Origin of the sequence: Vibrio jasicida 090810c (assembly GCF_002887615.1) — a bacterium.
Classification (GTDB): Bacteria; Pseudomonadota; Gammaproteobacteria; order Enterobacterales; family Vibrionaceae; genus Vibrio; species Vibrio jasicida.
The window spans coordinates 3,166,536-3,190,026 of sequence record NZ_CP025792.1 but is presented as its reverse complement, the minus strand read 5'-3'; the positions used below and the strand labels follow the sequence as shown (position 1 = coordinate 3,190,026).

The window sequence follows — 23,491 nt, the reverse complement described above, 5'->3', positions numbered from 1 at the left end:
CTCATCGAGAAGGCGCAGTATATTCACGTTATTGTCGTTTTTATTGATATTGGTTTTGTGAGTCTGGATTTACTGATGCACCCACGCTGGCAACCAACCTTCGTGTGCTTCTATCAAGTCATCAACAAGGGCATAAATCTCTTCGAGTCCAAGCACTGCTGCAGTATGAGGATCAAGCATAGCGGCATGGTAAATGCGGTCACGGTTTTCCGTGAGGATGGCTTCTGTCAGCAGCGTTTGAACATTAATGTTGGTCTGCATTAATGCCGCTAAGTGATTTGGTAAGCGTCCTGCTTTGATAGGTTGAATGCCGTTTGCGTCCACCAAACAAGCCACTTCCACACAACAACCTTGCGGTAAGTTGTCAATCAACGCTTCGTTCTTCACGTTGCCGTAGATAACACTTGGTGTGCCTGTCCAAATCGAGTTCATGATGGTACTCGCGTATTCATGTGACTCTTTGACGGTGATTTGATCCGCGTTTTTGAAGTCTTCGAGGTCTTTTTTCCAATCTGCAATTTGTTCTACACAACGTTTAGGATATTCATCAAGTGGCACTTTATAACGTTCAATCAAATCTGGGCGATTTGGCTTAATGAAATATGGCGTGTATTCAGAAAAATGTTCTGAAGATTCCGTTACGAAGTAGCCCAACTTCTTAAACATCTCGTAGCGGACTAGGTTGGTGCAGCGACCATTGTGGTGCAAACCCGGCTTCGGCGCTTTGCCCGATTCAAATGCCTTAAGCAGTTCAGGATAAATGTCGACATACTCCCCCTGCTCGTTTTTCTTTTCGAGCGTCAGGTAGTAAGCCATGTGGTTAATGCCTGCACAGGTGTAACGAAGGTCTGAGTATTGGATATCAAGGTCGCGAGCCAGCTCTTCCGCCGTCCCTTGCACGGAATGGCACAAACCCACTTGTTTGATATGAGGGTATTTCTCGTACATCGCCCAAGTGTTCATTGCCATTGGGTTAACGTAGTTAAGCATGGTAGCGTTTGGACAGATCGCCGTCATGTCCTCGCATACGCTCCAAAGGTGCGGAATGGTGCGAAGTGAGCGCATGATGCCGCCTGGGCCTAATGTATCCGCAATAGTTTGCTCTAAACCATGACGCTTACAGACTTCAAAATCCGTCACGGTACATGGTTCATAACCGCCAATTTGGAACGCAATAACCACGAAGTCTGCGCCTTGCAATGCCTCTTTCTGGTTTAAGTGGCAAGTGATCGTGCCCGTAGCACCGGATGACTCCATTAACTTGCTTACAACGAGATGTGACTCTTCTAAACGGAGTTCATCAATATCCATCAAGGCAATTTGCGCCCCTTTGAACGCTGGCTTGTGGAACACATCGCCAAGAATGTTTTTCACAAAAATCGTCGAACCCGCACCGATAAATGTGATTTTAGGGCTTTTCATAGTTGAATCCTTTTTGCTTTCATACTTTTGTTTCGATGCATTTAAGTTACACCTGTCGCAAGGCCGAATTCGTCTCAGATAAACCAATCACTCTCCCGTTTCCTAATATTTAAAATCAACCAATAAAAATTCTTAGGAAATAGGATATTTTTGTGTAAATCACGGATAAAAAAGGTGGGAAGATACACTGAGGCTTGCTAGCACGGCGATTTAAGTCACATAACCAAAATCTTATAAAACAGAGTAATCGGTGTTTTTGAAGCTGTTCTGAGTTTTGTTTCAACAGATTTAGTACAAAGAACTTATACAGTTTCCTAAGAGGTGGGCGATGGCGAAGGTAGAGTCCAAGGCAGAGTTAGATACATTGAAAGTCGTGATTCAAGATAAGTATTCTTCCGAAACGGTTTCTGTAAGCCCACTTTCGCTGTACTCATCCTATGAAAAAATCGATATCGAGCTTAGGCCGCCCCACTCTATGCCGGGTTATCACTGGCATGGACAAGTAGAGGTGAACATTCCTTTTGGCGATGATGTCGAGTACATCATTAACGGCAGCCCAGTGGTGGTGAAAGCAGGCTCGATAGGATTGTTTTGGGCGTCAGTTCCTCATCGGCTCACCAACCCGGGCAAGAGTCATAATATGGGGATCATCAATATTCCGATTCACCACTTTATGTCTTGGACGCTAAATCGAGATTTCGTCAATCAGATCACCCATGGTTGTGTGCTGCAATCAAACGCCAGTTCATTAGTCAGCGAGTTTGAGTTAGCACGCTGGGCAGAAGAAATAAGCCACCCTTCGGAAAGTCGCCAGCAATTAGCGATTGATGAAATTGGCTTGATGTTAAAAAGAATGAGCTTAGATGGTTGGCAACAACTGATCGTTAATCGACAAGAGAAATCGACGAAAAAAGGCGTGTCTAAACATTCGCAGTTTTACGTCAGTCAAATGCTGGAATACATTGCCACCCATCATAACCAGCCGATCACGATAAAAGATATTGCAGAACACATTGGACTGCACACCAATTATGCGATGAACGTGTTCCAACGAACCATGCAGATGACCATCAAGCAATACATCACGGCAATGCGGATTAACCACGCCAGAGCACTGTTGAGTGATACTGACCGGACAATTTTAGATATCGCTTTAACGGTAGGCTTTAATTCTAGCAGCCGATTTTATGAGACTTTTCAGAATTATATTGGTGTAACGCCAACGCAATATCGCAAGAAGTCACGCGAAGATCATCGCTGGAGCAGTCACAGTACCAGCCCACTTTACGAACTAGAGAAAGGCGCGATTGATGGCAAAAGACCACTGACAGTCAGTTAGTCTTATCAGGCAAGAATGAGGGGAAACAAAAAAGGCAGATCACTCTGCCTTTATAATCATTGGAGAGTTGGCGAAGAATTACTTAATCGCCAATTCCGCTAGCATTTCTTGTGAAGGAGCGAAGAAGTACGCACCTGTTACCGCTTTAGTGAAGCGAAGCAGTTGGTCAGTCTTACCATCAGTCACACCATACATGCTCTCTAGCATTACTTTGATGTTGTGGATGTTGTTGCAGTAAGAGATGAACAACAAGCCGTGTGCGCCAGTTACCGTGCCGTATGGCAAGCTGTGTCGAACAATCTTGAGGCCTTTGCCTTCTTCTTTAATGTCTACGCGACCAACGTGAGAAGCGGCAGGTACATCTTCTAATTCAATAGAATCCGGTTTAGTACGACCAATCACTTTCTCTTGCGCCGATACGTTCAGGCGGTTCCATGCAGGTAGGTTGTGCTCAAAACGTTGCACCATCACGTAACTACCACCAGCGAAAGCGCCGTCTTTGATCAACGCAACGTCCGCACGTGCATCGCCTTTCGGGTTTTCAGTGCCGTCGACGAAATCTGTCATGTCACGAGCATCTAGGTAACGGTAACCGTATGTCTCATCAACCACTGTCACGTCTTCTGCGGTGTCTACTAAGAACTTACGTAGAACGTAGAAGTGCAAATCATGACGCGTTGAGTGGCAGTGGATCAGAACATCTACGTCCGACGCAGGCGCTACGATGTCGCCTTCACCCAATTGAGGGAAATCAATCAACTCTTCTGGCATTTGCATGTTTAGGTGCTGCCAAAAAGATTTGGTGAATGCGATAGAAAGGGTTAGATCTGCACCTGGTTGGCTCGCATTGAGCTCTTTTACTAGCTCAGGAAGCGCTTTCAGTTTCGCCAACACGTTTTCACGGTTTTGGTTCACTTTCAACTGAGTGTAAAGTGCAAATGGACCTGCTTCAGGCACAATCGCCGTTTGAGCTTGTGACATTGAGATTTCCTCTATACATTGCCCCTTGCGGGAGCTTTGTTTTAATTTTTTGCTGGCTGTTCTTCTTTGTGCTCAACCTGTGGCACGTGGAAACAGTCTTTTACCCATCTTCCATTAAGAAGATAGATCATAAACCAAGTTAACAAGGTAATTGTAAGCGCGTTCGCCCAATTGAAAACACCATGTTCGAGATAGACATGATACATGGTCTGCGCCAGTTGAATACCGCACAAGATCAAAGTCATCGCACGACCATGCTGAGTAATTTGATTCACCCAACCTCTGTCAGGATGACGCAAGCCCATCAGCCACATCAATAGCAGGCTTGGAATACCCATCGATAGCCCGAGGTATAACGTATTAGAGTCAGGGTAAACAATCGATAGTATCTTGCTACCGCTGTCTCTACTCACTCCTGCCATGGCAAACACCACCCAAGAGCGCGCTAGGAACATCCATCCTAGCCATAACATAATTGGCGCTTTCAAAAATCCATGAGCGTCGTACTGATCGAATGAGTAACGCACAATATCGTCTTCTTAGTTTCATAAAAATGCCACTTTAACCGATCGCTTCAGAGTTGCAACACCGCAAACATGAGAACTAAAGTTCATTTCGTCATCTTACGCAGGTAAACTAAGGTTAGATTTACAGCGACGTCGAAAAAATATGAAAAAGAAAAACACAACAGCACCCGTTCCTTCCCAAGAAACCCAAACTGAAGCGATGAAAATTGCGAAAGCTACACAGAAGCCAGGCCAAACCAAAGAGCAAACCAGATTGGTCGCTCAAGGCATCGAAAAAGGCATTGCTCAGTACAAGAAGCAACAGAAAGAACGCAATCGACAAGCCGATAAAGCGAAGAAAAAACAGCAAAGAGAAAAGCAGCGCCAACATGAAGATACTGCTGAGCAAGAAATGGGAATGATTCAAGAGCCAGCAACCAAACCAACCATCTTGCCGTGGGCGTTACTTGTTCTTAGTTGGATTGGTTTTGCCGCCTATATCGTAATGGGGAGATAACATGTTTCGTTATGTGATGACAGGAAGCATCGCACTGGCTTTGATGGGATGCTCAACGCCTTCGACTTTGTCTTCTATACCAAGTGACAGTGTACAAATTCGCATTGATAGCCAATTTAACCCACAACATTGTGAATACCTAGGTGAAGTAACAGGCAGTGAGGGGCACTGGTATAGTTACTTGTTCTACACTAATGACGCAATGATGCAGGGCGCAATGCATGACCTGAAAAACAAGGCATCTGCCATAGGCGCGGACACGGTGTTTATGATCTCCCCTCAAGACTTTGTCACTTCATTTAGCGTGCTAGGTGTTGCCTACCGCTGCCAGTAGGTCTATTTCGAATGTAAAAAAAGCCAGCTATTGCTGGCTTATGCACGAAATCCAAGACTGCTAGCGATATCTCCTTCCCGCTCAAGAACCCATTGAACATCAAAAGGCCCCCAATCTGAAAGTTGGTAATAGCCGTCATTATGACGTCGGCCATCTTGAACGAAGATAAGCTCGATGCCGATCCCCGGTAATGCCTTGAGTACATCTTGAATAGTACGACGAGGCCACCCCGTTCTTTCGATCAATTTTGGTACATTTGGCCTTTCTAGGTTTTCCACCAACAAGGCCAAATATAGCCGCCTTGCAAAAACAGGACTCAATTCCATTGACACCTCCTAAAATTGTGCTGATTCATTATTTCTTTTTTGCCCAGAGAGATGTTGCGTTTGATCAATAACTCGACTTTTCCGTGCTATTTAGCCGAGTTTTTTATCAATCTGGATGCCATTTGGTGGTGGATTGAGCTACTAACTCAAACGAAACAGAGCAAAGTTACGCGAAATATTGTCTGCATCATTTTGTCAGTTTGGTTGCTTCTTGATAGGATGCTTAAACAGCCAAAAACAACGCTACATCGGTCATTCATATCGCAAACCGATGAGTAAAAAACAAAAAGAAAAGGAATTAATATGACGATCACCATGTTCGGCATCCCAAACTGCGACACAATTAAAAAAGCCAAAAAGTGGCTAGAAGCAGAAAACGTAGCATTTGATTTCCACGATTACCGTAAACAAGGTATCGACGCTGCAATGGTTACTGAATTTTGTAACGCCTTGGGATGGGAACAAGTCCTCAACAAACGCGGCACGACTTTCCGCCAACTGACTCAAGAACAGAAAGATTCACTAAACGCAGAGAACGCGATTGCTCTATTGGTGGAAAACCCAGCAATGATTAAGCGTCCAATCTTGAAAGTACAAGATCAACTTCATGTCGGTTTCAAAGCAGACCAATACGCGACCATTTTTAACTCTTAATGTAAGGAATACTCAAGGATGACAGACAGTCCAGTACTGGCACTCGCTAAAGACCTGATCAGCCGCCAGTCCGTAACGCCTGAAGATGCAGGCTGTCAGGATGTAATGATCGAACGCCTCAAAGCACTAGGTTTTGAAATCGAAGTGATGGTGTTTGAAGACACCACAAACTTCTGGGCTCGAAGTGGTACAGAAGCGCCACTGTTTGCTTTTGCCGGTCACACCGATGTGGTGCCTGCGGGCAAGCTAGAGCAATGGGACACCCACCCATTTGAACCAACCATTATCGATGGTTACTTACATGGTCGCGGCGCGGCAGATATGAAAGGCTCATTGGCTTGCATGGTGGTAGCGGTAGAACGTTTTATCGCAGAAAACCCAAACCATAAAGGCTCTATTGGCTTTTTGATCACTTCTGACGAAGAAGGCCCATTCATTAACGGCACCGTTCGCGTGGTTGAAACCCTAATGGCACGCGGTGAGAACATCGATATGTGTATCGTAGGCGAACCTTCAAGTACAGAAGTCGTTGGCGATGTGGTGAAAAATGGTCGTCGTGGATCGATCACTGGTGACCTAACGGTAAACGGGACACAAGGTCATGTCGCCTACCCTCACCTAGCAAACAATCCCGTTCACCAGTCTCTAATGGCGATTCACGAACTCGCGACAACCGAATGGGACCAAGGCAACGACTACTTCCCTCCAACCAGTTTCCAGATCCCGAACGTTTCAGCAGGTACTGGCGCGTCTAACGTCATTCCTGGCGAGTTTAATGTTCAGTTCAACCTGCGCTTTAGCACTGAGCTCAGCAATGAAGTGATCGTTCAACGCATCACTGAGACGCTGGATAAACACGAGCTAGACTACGATCTAAAATGGACGTTCAACGGCGACCCGTTCTTAACAGATACTGGTGCGCTACTGGATGCCGTAGTTGCAGCAGTGGATGAAGTTAACAACACAAAACCAGCCTTGCTAACAACTGGCGGCACATCGGATGGCCGCTTTATCGCCCGCATGGGTGGTCAAGTAGTAGAACTTGGCCCAGTAAACGCAACGATTCATAAAGTGAACGAGTGCGTGAAAGTTGACGACTTAGAGAAGCTGACTGACATGTACGAAAATACATTGAAGCACCTGTTAGCAAAATAAGCCGCATAAGAACACACAACAACGTATTTAACGAGAACACCATGACACCAGAGCAACTTACCGGAATCACCGATTCGCATCTGCAATCTACCTTAGTCGGGCAAAAGGCTTTTATGCTTCATCCTGAAGTGGCTGACGATTTGCTTAAGATGATTGAAGCGGCAACCGAAGCCGGCTTTAAGATGGAAATTGCCAGCGGCTTTCGTGATTTTCATCGCCAAAAAGCCATTTGGAACGGTAAGTTTTCTGGTGAATTGCCAATTCTTGACTCGAATTCCCAGCCTCTTAGCAAAGCAGAGTTAGGTGACGAAGAAAAGCTCATGGCGATTCTGCGTTGGTCAGCTCTGCCCGGTGGCAGTCGTCATCACTGGGGCTGTGACTTTGACGTTTATGCTCGCAACTTATTGCCACAAGACACCATGCTTCAATTAGAGCCTTGGGAATACCTTGATGGTCACCAGCGTGCATTCTATCAATGGTTAGCCGCTAACCTTGGCTCATTTGGCTTTTTCTTTCCTTATCAACAAGACTTAGGTGGTGTCGCTATCGAACCTTGGCACATTAGCCATAAAGCAGTAGGACAACAGTGCCTCGCGCACCTAACGCCTGCGCTGCTAAAAACTCAGCTGACGCAGCAAAATCAGCTCGATAGCATTGCAGGGATTGAAGTCATACTGAATAATTTGGATAACGTCGTAGAACGATTCATTCAAAATATCACGCCGCCGGAGGCTCTATGATAGAACTGCTAACCAACCCTTGGGTCATTATCATCATAGTGCTCAGCATCGTTGTCGGTAATATTGCTGCGCTTAAGTACACTGCTAAGATGAAGTTTGGTCAGATGGATAAAGGTCGTAAGAACGATTTAGACAAACTGAATGAGCTAGACAAAGAACGCTACGACGATAAAGGCCAAAAGAAGAAAGACGAACCTCGTTAATTTAAGAGTGCTCTTTCACTCAAAATCGTAGACTGAACATTAGACCAAGGCATCGTATTCAGAAGATCAAAAAAGGGACCACTGAGGTCCCTTTCGTTTATCTGTCTTGAAGACAATTGTAGCTAGTCTTTCACAACCGCGGCTAATACCGGCGCTAGTGATTTCAAGAATTCTTCTTCTACTGGCTTACCAGAAGAGTCCGTAATGTTGATTGAAGTACGGTTGCCTAAATCACCCAATAGGAAAGTGTACTTACCTGGGGCTAGGTCAACTGGCTTCACGCCGATGTCATTCCAGAATCCATCATCTGGAGATGCGTACTTGGCGGTCACCGTACCTTGAGATTGGCTGCGCTCTTCAATCTTGAAGCCCATCTTCGGTAGCGTATCTGGGAGACGATTCCAAACCACATTGTACTGAGCACGAGCGATGATCACTGGCAGGCCACTGCGATCTTTGCCCATTGTGATAGGGATGTGCTTCACAAGCTCTTGCGCCTTACGCTGTGCTTCTTCACGAACGTGTTGATCATAACGCGCCGTTACCAAGTTAGTCATGAACACGTTGTAACGCTCACGGTTAGTACGTGTCACTTCTTTCACTTGGTTGCCTTCGCGCCAGTCAATCAAGCTAACCTTAAAGCCATGACGACCATTCACCTCACCACGAGTGATTTCGTATCGGCTACCGATTTCCATCTCTTCGTCTGGTGAGTTCCAAGTGACCCAACCGGTTTCAATGCGGTTGTCAGTTTGGCTTTCTACAGGAATCTTGTTCTCAGAAACCATCTCTTGAACCGTTCGCCAAACTTTATCCAATTCATCCTTGCGAAGCAGCCATAGTGTCACTTCACCGTCGCTGCTACGGTCAAGACGAGCGCCAGGAATCAGTTCCAGTACTTGTTGAGGTGGGCGAATATCCACGTTTTTACCAATACCACCGCTGTAGTTTCCTTGAGGAATGCGGTAGTTAGGGTAAAACTGAGGAACAGCACCTGCGGGTACACTCCACTCTTCCAGAGATGGGGTGTTCAAATACTCGAAGTCGTCTTTTGCTTGACGACGTTGGTTGGCACCGCCTGAACAGGCAGTCAATACGAATACAGCTAGTGAGCTTAACACTAACTGGCTTGAAAGCTTCATTTATACTCCTAAAACACTGAGGGCGTACTTGCCCCCAGCATGAACTTCAATCCTAGTCACTCAATCTTAATAAATGCGGGCGTCTGTTAACGCTTGTTCCACAACTGGCTGAGATTTTTCAGAAAGCTCGACAAGAGGAAGACGTAAACCACCTTCTTCAATCAAACCAAGCTTGTGTGCTGCCCATTTTACTGGGATTGGGCTTGATTCAACGAACAGATTTTTGTGCAGTGTCATCAAACGTTGGTTGATAACTTCTGCTTCTTCGTACTTATCTTCACTTGCCAAATGGAACATGTCAGCCATGTCTTTAGCCGCAATATTATTCGTTACCGAGATAACGCCGTGACCGCCAAGTTTAACAAATTCTAGGCCAGTCGCATCATCACCACTTAGTAAGATAAAATCTTCGCCACAAAGTTCACGGTGAAGTGCAATTCGGCTTAAATCACCGGTTGCGTCTTTTAATGCCACGATATTATCAAGCTTTGACAAACGTGCCACTGTCTCAGGCAATAAATCTACTGCAGTACGACCTGGTACATTGTACAAAATTAGAGGTACATCACTCGCTTCAGCAATAGCTTTGTAATGTTGGAACAAACCTTCTTGTGTTGGTTTGTTGTAGTAAGGCGTCACACTCAGGTAACCAGAGATACCAGAATCCGCTAATAATTTGCTAAACGTAACTGCTTCGTGGGTTGCATTTGCGCCCGTACCAGCAATCACTGGGATACGACCGTCCGCAAACTCAACGATTTTATTAACGACCTTTACATGCTCTTCAATGGTCAGAGTCGCAGACTCACCTGTCGTGCCTACTGCCACAATACCGTCGGTACCTGCTTCTACATGGTACTCAACAAGCTTTTGCAGACCATCAAAGTCTACTTCACCATCTGGCTTAAATGGTGTAATCAGCGCTACGATACTTCCTGAAAACATGTTTATCTCCCTCAATTTACTCTTTCTGCATGGTACTGTAATGCGATTGACAAACACAAGAGCGTAAACTCGCTTACAAAGTACAAATGAATGAATAATTACCAGTTGTTAGAGGTCTCGCAACTAAATTGTGAATTTTGTTCTCAATTCCAGCCATTCTGATAATCGTATTGTCTTGTGGCAAGCCATTACCCAACTCAGCTTGCCATCTTAAATTAGCCGCGGAATATACTCTTTCACCTTTAAGCTCAAGTCAGCACTGAGTGAATTAATAGAGTGCTCAACAACCAAAGTGTTCACATAATCAACAAAGCGTTTCCATGAGTTTAAAAAAAGAACTGACTCGACATTTCTCTGTTGTATCTGTGCTAACATCTCTCTATTGAAAGAAAGGACAAGAAGCTCATTTATGAAGCAACATCTGGTACTTACAGCGGTTGGAACGGATCGTCCGGGCATATGTAACCAAGTGGTTAGGCTCGTCACTCTTGCTGGCTGTAACATTGTCGATAGCCGTATCGCTATCTTTGGTAATGAATTTACCCTCATTATGCTACTTACTGGGAATGCCAGTAATGTCACCCGTGTTGAAACACAATTGCCACTGCTTGGGCAAGAACATGACCTTATTACCATCATGAAGCGAACGTCGGCGCACGAGTTGCTCGACAACAGCTACACCATGGAAGTGTTTATTGAATCTGAGGACCGCATCGGTCTTACGGAAAAATTCACTCAGTTCTTCGCTGATAAACAGATTGGCCTACATTCTCTTAGTGCGCAAACCATCAGTAAATCAAAAATTCAGCTCGATGCGGATCAATTCCACATCGCAATCACTGCATCAGTGAGTGCAGACTGTAACCTGATGCAACTGCAAGAAGAATTCGATGAACTTTGTCATACGCTCAACGTACAAGGTTCTCTGAATTTCATTAAAAACACACTATAAGTAAAGGAAATAATAATGAATACGCTGACAGCAGGCTCGCCAGCGCCAGCCTTCTCTTTGCTCGACCAAGATGGCAACACCGTTTCTTTAGGTGATTTTAAAGGTAAAAAAGTTCTGTTTTACTTCTACCCTAAGGCGATGACACCGGGTTGTACGACCCAGGCAAAAGGTCTGCGTGATGTAAAAGCAGCGCTAGATGAACACAACGTTGTCGTTTTAGGCGTAAGTATCGACCCAGTAAAACGCCTTGGTAAATTCATCGAGCGTGATGAGCTAAACTTCACGCTACTTTCAGACGAAGATCATGCAGTTGCAGACCAATTCGGCGTTTGGGGCGAGAAGAAGTTCATGGGTAAAGTGTACGATGGCCTTCATCGCATCAGCTTCCTAATCAACGAAGAAGGCGTGATTGAGCACGTGTTCAACAAGTTCAAAACCAAAGATCACCACGAAGTGGTTGTGAACTACTTGAAAGAAAACGCGTAAGCTTAGCTTTCATCCAAATACCAAAAAGCCCAGCAATCGCTGGGCTTTTTATTGAAATCAGTTTCTATTCTTGTATCGGTTCGGCTTCTTCCGAGCTTGGCAGCGCGTTCCATACTGCTTTCACCAACGTCGCCAATGGAATAGCAAAGAATACGCCCCAGAAGCCCCACAATCCACCAAACACCAATACTGCGACAATGATAGCCACTGGGTGAAGGTTGACTGCCTCTGAAAACAATACTGGCACTAATACGTTGCCATCTAGTGCTTGAATAATACCGTAAGCAACAAGTAACCAGTAAAACTGAGGCGATAAGCCCCATTGGAACAAGCCAACAATCGCCACAGGTACTGTCACCGCTGCCGCACCGATATAAGGGATCAGAACGGATAAGCCCACGGCAACCGCAAGCAGCGCTGAGTAACGTAAATCAAGAATCGCGAAGGTTACGTAGCTCACACCACCAACGATAAGAATTTCAAGCACTTTACCGCGAATGTAATTCGAGATCTGTTCGTTCATCTCATGCCAAACTTTGTTCGCCAACTTACGGTTTTTAGGCAGAATACCGCTTGCCATGCGTAGCATTTCTTCTTTGTCTTTCAGTAGAAAGAACACCAACAGAGGAACAAGAATCAGATAAACCGCTAACGTAGCCAAACTGACGAGTGAAGCCAAAGAACCTTTCACCACACTTTCACCTAAGCCTATTGCTTGGTTTTTCGCATTGGTTACCAAGGTTTCCACGATTTGTAAGTTCGCCAGTTCTGGATAACGCTGTGGTAAAGTAGCAATGAACTTTTGCAGACCAGCATACATGTTCGGAATGTCGTTGATTAGGTTGCCGACCTGAGTCCAGATGGTTGGCACTAAACCAAACACCGCAATCAGCATCAAGCCAATGAAAATCAAAATCACCGTAATGACAGAAAAAGTACGTGGAATCCCCAAGCGACACATTTGCGTCACTGGCCACTCGAGTAAATATGCGAGAACGATGGCAACTAACAACGGTGCAATCAAATGCCCGAAGAAATAAATGGTGATAAAGCCGAACAGCAAGATCGCTACAAGGCTCACGGCGTGTGGGTCTGAAAAGCGTCGCTTATACCAACGACTTACCATCTCAAGCATCTTATGATGATTCCTTATTGAAGACTGTCAAAATGAAGTGTTCTGACGTGGATTCGCAATCCACTGTATAGCCTTGATTTTGCAAATACTTCACAATGTCTTGTTTAGAGCTCTTGTCTACAACTTGAATAACAAGCTGTTGAAACTGCGATGTTTCTCCTTGAAACACTTCAGCTGCGTGACGCTTAGCAAGTAACAGTGCCATAGGGCAGCGTTGATCACGCAAATCAAGTAACATGGATTCCATTGTATTGCTCTGCAACTATGATAGGGTTGTATTGTAACGGCTTTTTGAGCTGGTGCTAGTGATTTAAGCGTAGACGACAAAGACTTCTAAATTAACAATTTGAAGTTATGTGTATGACAATTGACGAAACCAATTCGTTTATTTTCGGTCTTATAGCTAGCATATTCATCCGACACGGATGACCATAAAGCCTGTGCTGACGTTGAAAGGAATTCATCTCTCAAGCACAGACTCGGTATTTTGGAGAATCTTTAAACCGTATGTTAAAACGCACTCGCTCGCTAGTTTGTTTATGCCTTGCTGCTGCATTGAGTACACCAACACCTATTTACGCCAATAGCCTTGATCTCCCTGATATTGGTACGGCAGCTGGAGGCACTCTGACGATAGATCAGGAGTTGATTTACGGTGACGCCTACATGCGTATGCTCAGAGCCAGCAGCCCTATTGTTAGCGATCCCGTCATCAATGAATACATTGACACACTTGGACACCGTTTGGTCGCCAATGCGAATGACGTAAAAACTCCGTTCCACTTCTTTATGATCCGTGACCGCAACATCAACGCATTCGCCTTCTTTGGTGGTTACGTTGCCCTGCACTCGGGTCTATTTTTGCACGCTCGTACTGAAAGTGAGCTTGCCTCTGTTGTGGCGCACGAAATTGCCCACGTTACACAGCGTCACCTTGCGCGAAGCATGGAAGAACAAGCTCGTCGCTCGCCAGCTACGATGGCGGCACTAGCTGGTGCGCTGTTGCTTGCTATTGCCTCTCCAGAAGCGGGGATGGCAGCAGTGACGGCGGCAACAGCTGGTAATATGCAGAGCCAAATCAACTACACTCGCTCAAACGAGAAAGAAGCCGACCGTTTTGGTATTGCGACCTTGGCAAAAGCTGGGTTTGAAGCTCAAGCAATGCCTCGCTTTTTTGGTCGTCTTGCGGACGAATACCGTTACGCAAGTAAGCCCCCCCCAATGCTTTTGACTCACCCATTACCAGAAGACCGTATTACCGACAGCCGAGCACGTGCTAGAGCGTATCCACCATTGCGAATTCAACCATCTATCGATTACCACCTGACACGCGCTCGCATTGTAGCCCGCTATGCAGGCATTGATGGACAAGCAGCGATGGGGTGGTTTGAACGAACACAGAAAAAAGCGTCACCAGAAATTGTCCCGTCTTTTGATTACGGTCGCGCGCTGGTGCATTTAGATAATAAGCGTCTCGATAAGGCTGAACCGTTGTTGAAAAAACTGCTTCAACAAGACCCAGCGAATCCATTTTATCTTGATGCCATGACAGATCTGTACATCGAGCAGAAACAGCCGCAAAAAGCCGTAGATATGCTAAGTCGTGCCTTAAAGCGCAATCCACAAAACAAAGTGCTGACCATCAACTATGCCAACGCTTTGTTGGAAGCAAATAAGAATGAAGAAGCCGTACGTATTCTTCAACGTTACACGCACGATAACCCAGAAGACACTAATGGTTGGCACCTTCTATCAAAAGGTAACCACGCACTGGGCCGCAATGACGAAGAACTTGCCGCTCGCGCGGAAATTTTAGCGCTGCGAGCAGGATGGAATAAAGCTATTCAATATTATTCTGAAGCAAGTAAAATTGCAGATCTGGGAAGCTTGAAACAAGCACGATACGACGCTCGTATCGACCAGTTAATGATCCAAAGAGATCGATTCATGGCATTACAATAACGAAATGGAGAAAACCATGTCAGTCGTGATTTATCACAATCCTCGTTGCTCAAAGAGCCGTCAAACACTGGAACTGCTAGAGCAAAATGGTGTGACACCCGAAGTGGTTAAGTACCTAGATACACCGCTTAACGTGGAGCAACTCAAAGCACTTTACACTCAACTTGGGTTCTCTTCAGTTCGCGAAATGATGCGTACAAAAGAAGACATCTACAAAGAGCTTGCTCTCGGTGAAGCGTCAGTGACAGACGAGCAACTGTTCGAAGCAATGGAAAAAAATCCAAAGCTTTTTGAGCGCCCTGTTGTTGTTGCAAACGGCAAAGCAAAAATTGGTCGCCCGCCAGAGCAAGTATTGGACATTCTATAAATGGATTGCCAGGTTCTTATTTTGTATTTCAGCCGTCATGGCTCTACAAAACAGCTGGCAAGACAGATAGCAAGAGGAGTCGAGTCGACTCCTCATTGTGAAGCGATTTTGCGTACAGTTGAAGAATTGTCACCTCACTCACAGCCTCCTTCTGATCCAATTGTTACTCTAGAAGAGTTGAAAAAGTGCGACGGTCTTGCGTTTGGCAGCCCAGTTTGGTTTGGCAACATGGCCGCACCACTCAAACACTTTTGGGATCAAACCACACCTTTGTGGGTAAACGGTGACCTTATCGATAAACCTGCTTGTGTGTTTACCTCATCATCTTCTATGCATGGTGGCCAAGAAACCACGTTACAGAGCATGATGACACCACTGCTGCATCACGGCATGATGGTGTTGGGAATCCCCTATTCAGAGCCAGAACTGCACACCACCCAATCAGGTGGCACACCATATGGCGCAAGCAGTGTAGGACAAGAACCAAGTCTTACGGCAGAAGAGATTCGTCTCGCACAGCAATTAGGAAAACGACTGGCAGCGACAGCACAAAAGCTGAAAGGCAGTCAGTAAGCTCAAGGATAAGTAAATCGATGACTGACTCTATCGACCAACCACCTCTCAGCAAGCAAACTCAAACCTATCGTTATATGGCGCTGTTTGGCAATTTAGCGCTACTGGCTTGGGTCGCCATTTGGCAACTGGCCTTATCGCCTCACCCACACCTGAGCAGTACCACATTAGCCATTGCTTGGTGTGTTCCGTTACTGCTCCCATTACCGGGAATTTTAGCGGGTAAGCCATACACCCACGCGTGGGCAAACTTTGTGCTGATGCTTTACTTCTTACACGGTTTGACCATTTTATACGTCGATGATGGTGAACGCTGGCTTGCCGTTGTCGAGTTACTACTCACCTCACTGGGCTTCTTGGGTAACATCTTGTTTGCACGAGCGAGAGGTAAAGAGCTAGGGTTGAAATTGAAACGCCTTTCTCAAGTTGAAAAGGAAGAGAAAGCCAAATTCAACAAGTAGTCTCGTGAAGTTTCAAAATCAAAAAAAGAGTCGCACTAGGCGACTCTTTTTATTTGTTTGAAACCCCAATCAAGACCGTCGATTAACCAACATCTTCTGGATTTTCTACCGTATCTTTTTCTAGCACAGGCGCAATTTCAGAATCCGCATCCAGCTCTGGCTCAACTTGTGCACGAACCGGAGCTTTCCACTTGTAAATAAGGTCATATTGCTCTGGAGCTGGCTGAGCAACAACAGGCTGTTTCGCTTCTACTGCGCTCTGCTCTGCCGTCAACTCTTGAACCACAGCACCACTCTCTGTAGCTTGGCCTTGCTCTGTATCAGCAGGAAGTTGCGCTGGTTGCGCAGGCGCTTCTGGAAGTTGTACCGCCGCCGGTTCTAAACCCGCCATTGGATCTTCGGTGACTTCCAATGGACGAATAGAGGAAGCTTCTTGTTCAAACGCTTGTTGAGAAGCAAGGAGGTGAATAGTCAATGTCACAGCATTGCCTTGTACACGCTTGATCTCGGTGCTCGCCACTGAGTTTAGCTTAGTTAGGGAATCCTCTAGGTTGAAGAAATCCATTGCTGATTCAACATCAACCACTTTTACATCGATCTCTTCTGAAGATTTGCTCGAGACAACAACCGCGCTTTTCTTCGCATAATAATCAGCGATACCACCAATCATCGCCGGAATCGCATTCGCACCAGAGGCAGAGCCACTACGTGGCGATTGCTTAGACTCAGACAATTGTGTTGGCGCTTGGTCATACAAAGTCCAACGGATCTTGTCACCTTGTACGCGTACAACCAAAACGGCATCCACAGGGTAACGTTGGCTTGCTTGGCTGATTGGGTCAACAAAGCCGCCCCACAGATCAGACACGTTCACACCGGTAACATCATCAAAGTCACCCACAGGCATCGTGATAGGTAAACCTCGTGACTGTGCCGCATCACGCAACGCTGCAACACTTGAAGAATCAGAATGCTCCCAAGTGATAGTACGGTCGTAACCTTGTTCTTCAACTAACCAAACAAGAATGTTGGCACGACTTGCTGACCACGTTGGCAACTGTGCTTGCGTCAACAATGAACGGATTTGGCCACTATTGAACAGCATCTTCAAACTGCTTTGACCATCAAGTTGGCCGTAACCAAGTTGAGAAATATAGCGAGAACTTGAACCCACTGCTTTCTTAATTACTGGGTTGCTAAGGGAAGATTCGCTGCCTGTTGCACGCACAATCACATCTTGCATACCTTGTTGACGGGCGAGTTCTTCGCCGTCTTTTTGCTCACTGTCGATCGCCACTTCGGCACGATAGATATCCACCTGAGTTAATGCATAAACTGGCAGAGACAACCAACCTATCAATAAGAGAGCTAAATAGCGCATAGTTTTCATAATCCTCTGTACAAGAACACGCATCATAAGCAACTATCAAACGGTGAGCAAGAAGAGTACTGAGTGAATTGTCTGTATTCTGACCAAGTTAAAACCCACCATGAAAACAAACTATTCGTCTCTGTTATAAATCCATACAAAAGTTTGATCTAGGCAACATTGCAATCGATTGCCAGATGATAATATTCGCCGGATTTGTCTGCGTATCTCTGAATAGGAAATAATTATGAAAAACGCGTTACAAGGCGCTCAGATGCTCTTTGTCGCTTTTGGTGCTCTCGTGCTGGTACCACTTCTTACTGGCCTAGACCCAAACGTTGCTCTGTTTGGTGCTGGTGTCGGTACTCTTCTTTTCCAACTGATTACTAAACGTTCTGTCCCTATCTTCCTTGCCTCTTCTTTTGCGTTTATTGCTCCTATTATGTTCGGTATCCAAACTTGGGGTATCGGTGCAACCATGGGTGGCTTGATGGCTGCTGGTTTAGTGTACGTTGGTCTTGGTGCGATGATCAAAGTACGCGGCGTTGGCTTTATTCATAAAATTCTGCCACCTGTGGTTGTCGGCCCAGTGATCATGGTGATAGGACTTGGCCTCGCTCCTACCGCGGTCAACATGGCAGTAGGTAAATCGGGAGACGGCGCGATTCAATTAGTGAATGGCGATGCGGCGGTGATCATCTCAGCGGTATCACTTTTAACGACTATTACACTAAGCGTGTTCGCGAAAGGCTTCCTAAAGTTGGTTCCTATCGTCGGCGGTATTTTGGCAGGCTACACAGTAGCCCTGTTCTACGGCGTGGTTGATTTCACACCGGTTGCTCAAGCGGCTTGGCTAGCCATGCCAAACTTCACCGCACCAGAGTTCAACATCAATGCGATCTTATTCATGATCCCAGTGGCTATCGCTCCAGCAGTAGAGCACGTGGGTGACATGCTAGCGATTTCAAACGTAACGGGTAAAAACTACCTGAAGAAACCGGGTCTGCACCGCACCATCGCCGGTGACGGGGTGGCAACAATTGCGGCTTCTATGGTTGGCGCACCACCAAACACCACTTACAGCGAGGTAACCGGTGCGGTAATGCTAACGAAAGCATTCAACCCAGTGATCATGACATGGGCAGCGGTTACTGCCATCGTACTTGCGCTGGTAGGTAAGCTAGGTGCGATTCTACAAACCATTCCAGTCCCGGTAATGGGCGGTATCATGATTCTACTGTTTGGTTCTATCGCAACCGTTGGTCTAAACACACTGATTAAAAACAACGTTGACCTGCACAAATCACGTAACCTAGTGATCGTAGCGGTAACCCTAGTATTTGGTATCGGCGGCATGGCTTTCGGTATTGGCGAGTTCAGCCTACAAGGTGTAAGCCTATGTGGTATCGTTGCAATCATTCTTAACCTAGTGCTACCACACGACCTTGGTGAAAACCACGTGGTAGATAATGCACAGATGGAAGAAGACAACGCGAAGTAAGTATGGTGGCGGCTTGATTGATTTAAGTCGCCCTTCCTGATCTCGTAGCTCGCTTCTAAATAGCAGAGACAAAAAAGGCTTGGTTTTCACCAAGCCTTTATTTTTGAATTCAGTAAAAACAATAATGCTTATTGAGTACCGAAGATCTTGTCCCCTGCATCACCAAGACCAGGAACAATGTAACCTTTGTCGTTTAGCTTCTCATCGATTGCCGCTGTGTATAGCTCAACATCTGGGTGCGCTTTTTCTAGTGCTTCGATACCTTCAGGAGCCGCTACAAGAACAAGAATCTTGATTGCCTGACAACCTTTCTCTTTTAGAAGATCGATTGTTGCGATCATAGAACCACCTGTTGCAAGCATTGGGTCAACAACTAGAGCAATACGCTCATCGATGTTAGAAGCAAGCTTGTTGAAGTATGGTACTGGCTCAAGTGTTTCTTCATCACGGTAGATACCTACAACACTGATACGTGCGCTTGGCATGTGCTCAAGAACGCCGTCCATCATACCTAGACCTGCACGCAGGATTGGCACTACTGTTACTTTCTTACCCTTGATTTGGTCAACTTCTACAGGACCATTCCAACCTTCAATGGTTACTTTCTCTGTTTCAAAGTCTGCAGTCGCTTCGTAAGTAAGTAGGCTACCGACTTCTGTCGCTAACTCACGAAAACGCTTCGTGCTGATGTCACCTTCTCGCATTAGACCGATTTTGTGTTTCACTAGAGGGTGTTTAACTTCAACAACTTTCATTTCCATCTCCGGCTTTTTTGGCAATATTTAAACAAACCTTCAGATTATACATGATTTTTGCAGGGATATCAGGATAGATCACTAAAGAAAAAAACCGACGCAAACGTTTGCTATCTATATTTAACCACTGGTAGAATAGCGCCGTTTTCATATCCAACTTAAAAACCGAGGACTTCCCTGTGAGTGGTAACAACTCTTCTCTTAGCTATAAAGACGCTGGTGTAGATATTGATGCAGGCAACGCGCTTGTAGATCGTATTAAAGGTGCGGTTAAGCGTACTCGTCGCCCTGAAGTGATGGGTGGTATCGGCGGTTTTGGCGCATTGTGTGAATTGCCGACAAAATACAAACAACCTGTACTGGTTTCTGGTACTGACGGTGTAGGAACAAAACTTCGCCTAGCGCTGGATATGAACAAGCACGACACTATCGGCGTTGACCTAGTGGCAATGTGTGTAAACGACCTAATCGTTCAAGGTGCTGAGCCCCTATTCTTCCTAGATTACTACGCAACAGGCAAGCTAGACGTAGATACCGCGGCAGACGTGGTTTCTGGTATTGCTGATGGCTGTGTTCAAGCAGGCTGTGCACTAATCGGTGGTGAAACTGCTGAGATGCCGGGCATGTACGAAGGCGAAGACTACGACGTTGCTGGATTCTGTGTTGGCGTAGTAGAAAAAGAAGACGTGATTGACGGCACGAAAGTGGCAGCTGGCGACGCACTAATCGCTGTTGGCTCAAGCGGTCCACACTCAAACGGTTACTCTCTTATCCGTAAGATCCTAGAAGTTTCTGGCGCAGATAAAAACGAAGAGCTAGCAGGTCGTACTATCGGTGAGCACCTACTAGAACCAACTAAGATTTACATCAAATCAGCACTTAAGATGATTGAGAAGCACGACATCCACGCGATTTCTCACATCACGGGTGGTGGTTTCTGGGAAAACATCCCACGCGTACTGCCTGAAGGCACAAAAGCCGTTATCAATGGTAATAGCTGGGAATGGCCAGTCATCTTCAAATGGTTACAAGAGAAAGGCAACGTTGAAACACACGAGATGTACCGTACGTTCAACTGTGGTGTTGGCCTAGTCGTTGCACTTCCAAAAGACCAAGCAGACGCTGCGGTTGCTCTTCTTAAAGAAGAAGGCGAAAACGCATGGGTGATTGGTGAAGTCGCTCAAGCAGAAGCAAACGAAGAGCAAGTTGAAATCCAATAACTTGTGAGTTGCGCTACATAACGATATGAATGAGGACGCGATGTCCTCATTCTGCTATCTGGAACATCGAAAACCATTCTAATAGTAGGTAATTTAGCGGATACGCACTTCAAACCTACAATAGCAAGGCAGTCTCAACATCATGAAAAACATAGTGGTCCTCATTTCGGGTAACGGCAGTAACCTTCAAGCCATCTTGGAAGCTTGCGAAGACAGTATGCCAAATGCACAAGTCGCAGCGGTGTTCTCCAATAAAGCTGACGCTTATGGTTTAGAGCGCGCAAAACAGTTTGATGTGAATGGGCATTTTGTCGATCCAAAAGCATTCGAATCCCGTGAAGACTTTGATGCTGAACTAATGAGACAAATCGATGAATACCAACCGGATGTGATTGTACTTGCAGGTTACATGCGTATTCTCAGTGGCGCGTTTGTTTCCCACTACCTGGGTAAAATGATCAACATCCACCCTTCCCTTTTGCCTAAGTATCCGGGGCTACACACCCACCAGCGCGCTATTGATGCTGGCGACAAAGAACACGGCACCAGCGTACACTTTGTCACAGAAGAGTTAGACGGCGGCCCTGTGGTACTACAAGCCAAAGTACCCGTGTTTGAAGACGACGATACCGATGCACTCGCCGCGCGCGTGCAGACTCAAGAACACAAGATCTACCCAATGGTCACTAAGTGGTTAGCGGATGAAAGGCTAACGATGAGAGATGGTAAAGCGTATCTCGATGGCTTCGAGCTAGGAGCTCACGGCTACGCCGCCGAGTAACTCTTAATTCCAAACACCAAACGTAAAAAGGCAGCCATCAGGCTGCCTTTTGTTTTATTCAAATGTTTTACTGCGAGAAAACCATCACTCCAACGGTTCGGTCGGTGCTTGGTTACCCGGCTTCGGCGCTGCAAAGGGGACATCCTCCAGAGCCTTGGCATTATTCAATACCAACTCTCCGACGTGGAATAAACCAAACTCACCCGGTTTCATTCGTTGCCATGCCTCATTGCCCGTTAATGGCTGAGTCGCAATCACAGAAACCACATCATTTGGCGTGGTCTCTTCTTGGAAGTTGATTTCGACATCTTCATCCAATAGGGCCGCTTTGCCAAATGGTGCGCGACGCGTAATCCAATACAGATGGTTGGTACAGTAAGTCATCACAAACTCACCGTCACTGAGCAGCATGTTAAACACGCCCTTGTCTCTCAACTTATCGCAACACTGAGCAACATAAGTAAAGACCGACTCCATATCCTGAGGTGGCTCAGGGTATTTATCTTCCATCTGTTTAAGCAGCCAACAGAAAGCCATTTCGCTGTCGGTTTCTCCCACCGGACGGTGACGACCCGTATACAAATCTTGGTAGTCAGTCAGTTGACCATTGTGTGCAAAAGTCCAGTAGCGTCCCCACAGCTCACGCGTAAATGGGTGCGTGTTCTCTAAATTCACTCCGCCTCGGTTTGCTTGGCGAATGTGGCTAACCACCGCACGACTTTTTATCGGGTAGTTCTGCACCAACTCAGCGATCTGAGAATCACAACTAGGGTTTGGATCTTTGAATGTTCGGAAACCCTTTCCTTCATAGAAAGTAATTCCCCAGCCATCACGATGCGGTCCAGTGCGACCACCGCGCTGCATCAATCCAGTAAAACTGAAACAAATATCGGTTGGAACATTTGCGCTCATGCCGAGCAATTCACACATGGTTAAACGAACTCCTTACCTTAAAACACCACTAAGCCCAAACGAGGCCAAGCTGAAAAGCTTATTCCATCTCTTTTTCAATCAACTGAATGATGATGTGAATAATCTTAATGTGTACTTCCTGAATGCGGTCTGCGTAACCAAAGTGTGGTACGCGAATCTCGATGTCCGCTAGGCCAGCCATTTTGCCGCCATCTTTACCGGTCAGCGCAATTGTCTTCATGCCTTTCGCTTGCGCGGCTTCAATCGCTTTTAGGATGTTGCCTGAGTTGCCTGACGTCGACAAACCAAACAGAACATCGCCTTTGCGGCCCACTGCTTCAACGTAACGAGAGAATACGAAATCGTAGCCAAAATCGTTACTAACGCAAGATAGGTGGCTTGGATCTGAAATAGCAATACCAGCGTAACCCGGACGGTTTTCACGGTAACGACCTGTTAGCTCTTCTGCAAAGTGCATAGAGTCACAGTGAGAACCACCGTTACCGCATGACAACACTTTACCATCTTGCTTGAATGAGTCAGCAATCATTTTTGCTGCCGCTTCGATTTGCGCGATGTTGTGGTCATCACTTAAAAACTTATTCAGAACTTCAGCAGCTTCGTTTAATTCACTTCTAATCAGATCTTGGTACATAAGACGTTCTCTTTATTATTTCGGCCACAGCAGTGAGGTTGAGGCTCTCGCTTGGCAAATTGTTCTGATGCGAATCTCGCACCGGACATTTCATTACT

Annotated in this window: 28 protein-coding genes; 16 read left to right on the top strand and 12 right to left on the bottom strand. The window is 46.0% G+C overall.

From position 1 onward, the window contains the following. Positions 1-69 precede the first annotated feature (69 nt). Entirely contained in the window at positions 70-1,422 is a 1,353-nt protein-coding gene (gene melA, locus C1S73_RS15240; protein ID WP_038864791.1) for an alpha-glucosidase/alpha-galactosidase, read from the bottom strand. 328 nt (positions 1,423-1,750) lie between these two features. On the opposite strand from melA, the gene melR reads away from it, so the two are divergent. After that, positions 1,751-2,761: a transcriptional regulator MelR gene (gene melR, locus C1S73_RS15235; protein ID WP_038864789.1), complete on the top strand. Its 1,011-nt coding sequence runs from the start codon at positions 1,751-1,753 to the stop codon at positions 2,759-2,761. 78 nt (positions 2,762-2,839) lie between these two features. Here melR and C1S73_RS15230 read toward each other — a convergent pair whose 3' ends face one another. Further along, on the bottom strand, positions 2,840-3,742 hold the full coding sequence (locus tag C1S73_RS15230) for a Dyp-type peroxidase (RefSeq protein ID WP_038864787.1): 903 nt from the start codon (positions 3,740-3,742) through the stop codon (positions 2,840-2,842). A 41-nt stretch (positions 3,743-3,783) separates the two neighbouring features. Further along, positions 3,784-4,269 (bottom strand): DUF2919 domain-containing protein, encoded by a 486-nt coding sequence (locus C1S73_RS15225; RefSeq protein WP_038864785.1) that lies wholly within the window; start codon positions 4,267-4,269, stop codon positions 3,784-3,786. A gap of 142 nt (positions 4,270-4,411) precedes the next feature. Here C1S73_RS15225 and C1S73_RS15220 point away from each other — a divergent pair, with 142 nt between their 5' ends. Together C1S73_RS15220 and C1S73_RS15215 are read left to right on the top strand one after the other, a co-directional pair. Then, the gene (locus tag C1S73_RS15220) at positions 4,412-4,765 is read left to right on the top strand and encodes a DUF2956 domain-containing protein (RefSeq protein ID WP_038864783.1); all 354 of its coding nucleotides are present in this window, start codon (positions 4,412-4,414) and stop codon (positions 4,763-4,765) included. A gap of 1 nt (position 4,766) precedes the next feature. After that, positions 4,767-5,099, top strand: a complete 333-nt coding sequence (locus C1S73_RS15215) for a DUF4156 domain-containing protein (RefSeq protein ID WP_038864781.1) — start codon at positions 4,767-4,769, stop codon at positions 5,097-5,099. A gap of 38 nt (positions 5,100-5,137) precedes the next feature. Here the strand turns inward: C1S73_RS15215 and C1S73_RS15210 are convergent, their stop codons facing one another. Beyond that, positions 5,138-5,425: a winged helix-turn-helix domain-containing protein gene (locus tag C1S73_RS15210; protein ID WP_038864778.1), complete on the bottom strand. Its 288-nt coding sequence runs from the start codon at positions 5,423-5,425 to the stop codon at positions 5,138-5,140. Positions 5,426-5,728: 303 nt separating this feature from the next. Here C1S73_RS15210 and C1S73_RS15205 point away from each other — a divergent pair, with 303 nt between their 5' ends. From C1S73_RS15205 to C1S73_RS15190, 4 genes are read left to right on the top strand one after another with little or no spacing between them, the layout of a single operon-like run. After that, positions 5,729-6,079, top strand: a complete 351-nt coding sequence (locus tag C1S73_RS15205) for an ArsC family reductase (protein WP_038864777.1) — start codon at positions 5,729-5,731, stop codon at positions 6,077-6,079. 18 nt (positions 6,080-6,097) lie between these two features. Beyond that, positions 6,098-7,234, top strand: coding sequence for a succinyl-diaminopimelate desuccinylase (gene dapE / locus C1S73_RS15200; protein ID WP_038864775.1), 1,137 nt, complete (start codon positions 6,098-6,100; stop codon positions 7,232-7,234). Positions 7,235-7,275: 41 nt separating this feature from the next. Next, positions 7,276-7,974, top strand: coding sequence for a M15 family metallopeptidase (locus tag C1S73_RS15195; RefSeq protein WP_038864773.1), 699 nt, complete (start codon positions 7,276-7,278; stop codon positions 7,972-7,974). Continuing rightward, positions 7,971-8,177 carry a DUF2897 family protein gene (locus C1S73_RS15190; RefSeq protein ID WP_038864771.1) on the top strand — a complete coding sequence of 69 codons (207 nt, stop codon included), beginning with the start codon at positions 7,971-7,973 and terminating at the stop codon, positions 8,175-8,177. Before C1S73_RS15195 ends, C1S73_RS15190 begins: the two co-directional genes overlap by 4 nt. A 122-nt stretch (positions 8,178-8,299) precedes the next feature. Here C1S73_RS15190 and bamC read toward each other — a convergent pair whose 3' ends face one another. Beyond that, positions 8,300-9,319, bottom strand: a complete 1,020-nt coding sequence (gene bamC / locus C1S73_RS15185; RefSeq protein ID WP_038864769.1) for an outer membrane protein assembly factor BamC — start codon at positions 9,317-9,319, stop codon at positions 8,300-8,302. A 66-nt stretch (positions 9,320-9,385) separates the two neighbouring features. Then, entirely contained in the window at positions 9,386-10,264 is an 879-nt protein-coding gene (dapA, locus tag C1S73_RS15180; RefSeq protein WP_038864767.1) for a 4-hydroxy-tetrahydrodipicolinate synthase, read from the bottom strand. A 409-nt stretch (positions 10,265-10,673) separates the two neighbouring features. On the opposite strand from dapA, the gene C1S73_RS15175 reads away from it, so the two are divergent. Both C1S73_RS15175 and bcp read left to right on the top strand, forming a co-directional pair. Next, on the top strand, positions 10,674-11,216 hold the full coding sequence (locus C1S73_RS15175; protein ID WP_038864765.1) for a glycine cleavage system transcriptional repressor: 543 nt from the start codon (positions 10,674-10,676) through the stop codon (positions 11,214-11,216). Positions 11,217-11,231: 15 nt separating this feature from the next. Continuing rightward, positions 11,232-11,702: a thioredoxin-dependent thiol peroxidase gene (bcp, locus tag C1S73_RS15170; protein WP_038864763.1), complete on the top strand. Its 471-nt coding sequence runs from the start codon at positions 11,232-11,234 to the stop codon at positions 11,700-11,702. A gap of 64 nt (positions 11,703-11,766) precedes the next feature. Here the strand turns inward: bcp and C1S73_RS15165 are convergent, their stop codons facing one another. Beyond that, on the bottom strand, positions 11,767-12,837 hold the full coding sequence (locus C1S73_RS15165) for an AI-2E family transporter (RefSeq protein WP_038864761.1): 1,071 nt from the start codon (positions 12,835-12,837) through the stop codon (positions 11,767-11,769). Between the two features lies 1 nt (position 12,838). Beyond that, positions 12,839-13,075, bottom strand: coding sequence for a sulfurtransferase TusA family protein (locus C1S73_RS15160; protein ID WP_038864760.1), 237 nt, complete (start codon positions 13,073-13,075; stop codon positions 12,839-12,841). Between the two features lie 269 nt (positions 13,076-13,344). Here C1S73_RS15160 and bepA point away from each other — a divergent pair, with 269 nt between their 5' ends. From bepA to C1S73_RS15140, 4 genes are read left to right on the top strand one after another with little or no spacing between them, the layout of a single operon-like run. Continuing rightward, positions 13,345-14,799, top strand: a complete 1,455-nt coding sequence (gene bepA, locus C1S73_RS15155) for a beta-barrel assembly-enhancing protease (protein WP_038864759.1) — start codon at positions 13,345-13,347, stop codon at positions 14,797-14,799. Between the two features lie 16 nt (positions 14,800-14,815). Then, positions 14,816-15,166 (top strand): arsenate reductase (glutaredoxin), encoded by a 351-nt coding sequence (gene arsC / locus C1S73_RS15150; RefSeq protein ID WP_038864758.1) that lies wholly within the window; start codon positions 14,816-14,818, stop codon positions 15,164-15,166. Then, positions 15,167-15,739: an NAD(P)H:quinone oxidoreductase gene (gene wrbA, locus C1S73_RS15145; protein ID WP_038864757.1), complete on the top strand. Its 573-nt coding sequence runs from the start codon at positions 15,167-15,169 to the stop codon at positions 15,737-15,739. Between the two features lie 20 nt (positions 15,740-15,759). Further along, positions 15,760-16,200, top strand: a complete 441-nt coding sequence (locus C1S73_RS15140) for a DUF2069 domain-containing protein (RefSeq protein ID WP_038864756.1) — start codon at positions 15,760-15,762, stop codon at positions 16,198-16,200. 82 nt (positions 16,201-16,282) lie between these two features. Here C1S73_RS15140 and C1S73_RS15135 read toward each other — a convergent pair whose 3' ends face one another. Further along, on the bottom strand, positions 16,283-17,581 hold the full coding sequence (locus C1S73_RS15135) for a DUF2066 domain-containing protein (RefSeq protein ID WP_038864754.1): 1,299 nt from the start codon (positions 17,579-17,581) through the stop codon (positions 16,283-16,285). Between the two features lie 235 nt (positions 17,582-17,816). Between C1S73_RS15135 and C1S73_RS15130 the strand changes: the two genes are divergently transcribed. After that, positions 17,817-19,070: a uracil-xanthine permease family protein gene (locus C1S73_RS15130; protein ID WP_038864752.1), complete on the top strand. Its 1,254-nt coding sequence runs from the start codon at positions 17,817-17,819 to the stop codon at positions 19,068-19,070. Positions 19,071-19,198: 128 nt separating this feature from the next. On the opposite strand, the gene upp is transcribed toward C1S73_RS15130, so the two are convergent. After that, positions 19,199-19,825, bottom strand: a complete 627-nt coding sequence (gene upp / locus C1S73_RS15125; RefSeq protein ID WP_005533963.1) for a uracil phosphoribosyltransferase — start codon at positions 19,823-19,825, stop codon at positions 19,199-19,201. A 179-nt stretch (positions 19,826-20,004) separates the two neighbouring features. Here upp and purM point away from each other — a divergent pair, with 179 nt between their 5' ends. Both purM and purN read left to right on the top strand, forming a co-directional pair. Then, the gene (purM, locus tag C1S73_RS15120) at positions 20,005-21,045 is read left to right on the top strand and encodes a phosphoribosylformylglycinamidine cyclo-ligase (RefSeq protein WP_038864750.1); all 1,041 of its coding nucleotides are present in this window, start codon (positions 20,005-20,007) and stop codon (positions 21,043-21,045) included. A 142-nt stretch (positions 21,046-21,187) separates the two neighbouring features. Then, entirely contained in the window at positions 21,188-21,826 is a 639-nt protein-coding gene (purN, locus tag C1S73_RS15115) for a phosphoribosylglycinamide formyltransferase (RefSeq protein ID WP_038864748.1), read from the top strand. 84 nt (positions 21,827-21,910) lie between these two features. Here the strand turns inward: purN and C1S73_RS15110 are convergent, their stop codons facing one another. After that, on the bottom strand, positions 21,911-22,756 hold the full coding sequence (locus tag C1S73_RS15110) for a class II glutamine amidotransferase (RefSeq protein WP_038864746.1): 846 nt from the start codon (positions 22,754-22,756) through the stop codon (positions 21,911-21,913). Between the two features lie 61 nt (positions 22,757-22,817). Further along, positions 22,818-23,393 (bottom strand): D-sedoheptulose 7-phosphate isomerase, encoded by a 576-nt coding sequence (gene lpcA, locus C1S73_RS15105; protein ID WP_005436835.1) that lies wholly within the window; start codon positions 23,391-23,393, stop codon positions 22,818-22,820. Positions 23,394-23,491 lie beyond the last annotated feature (98 nt).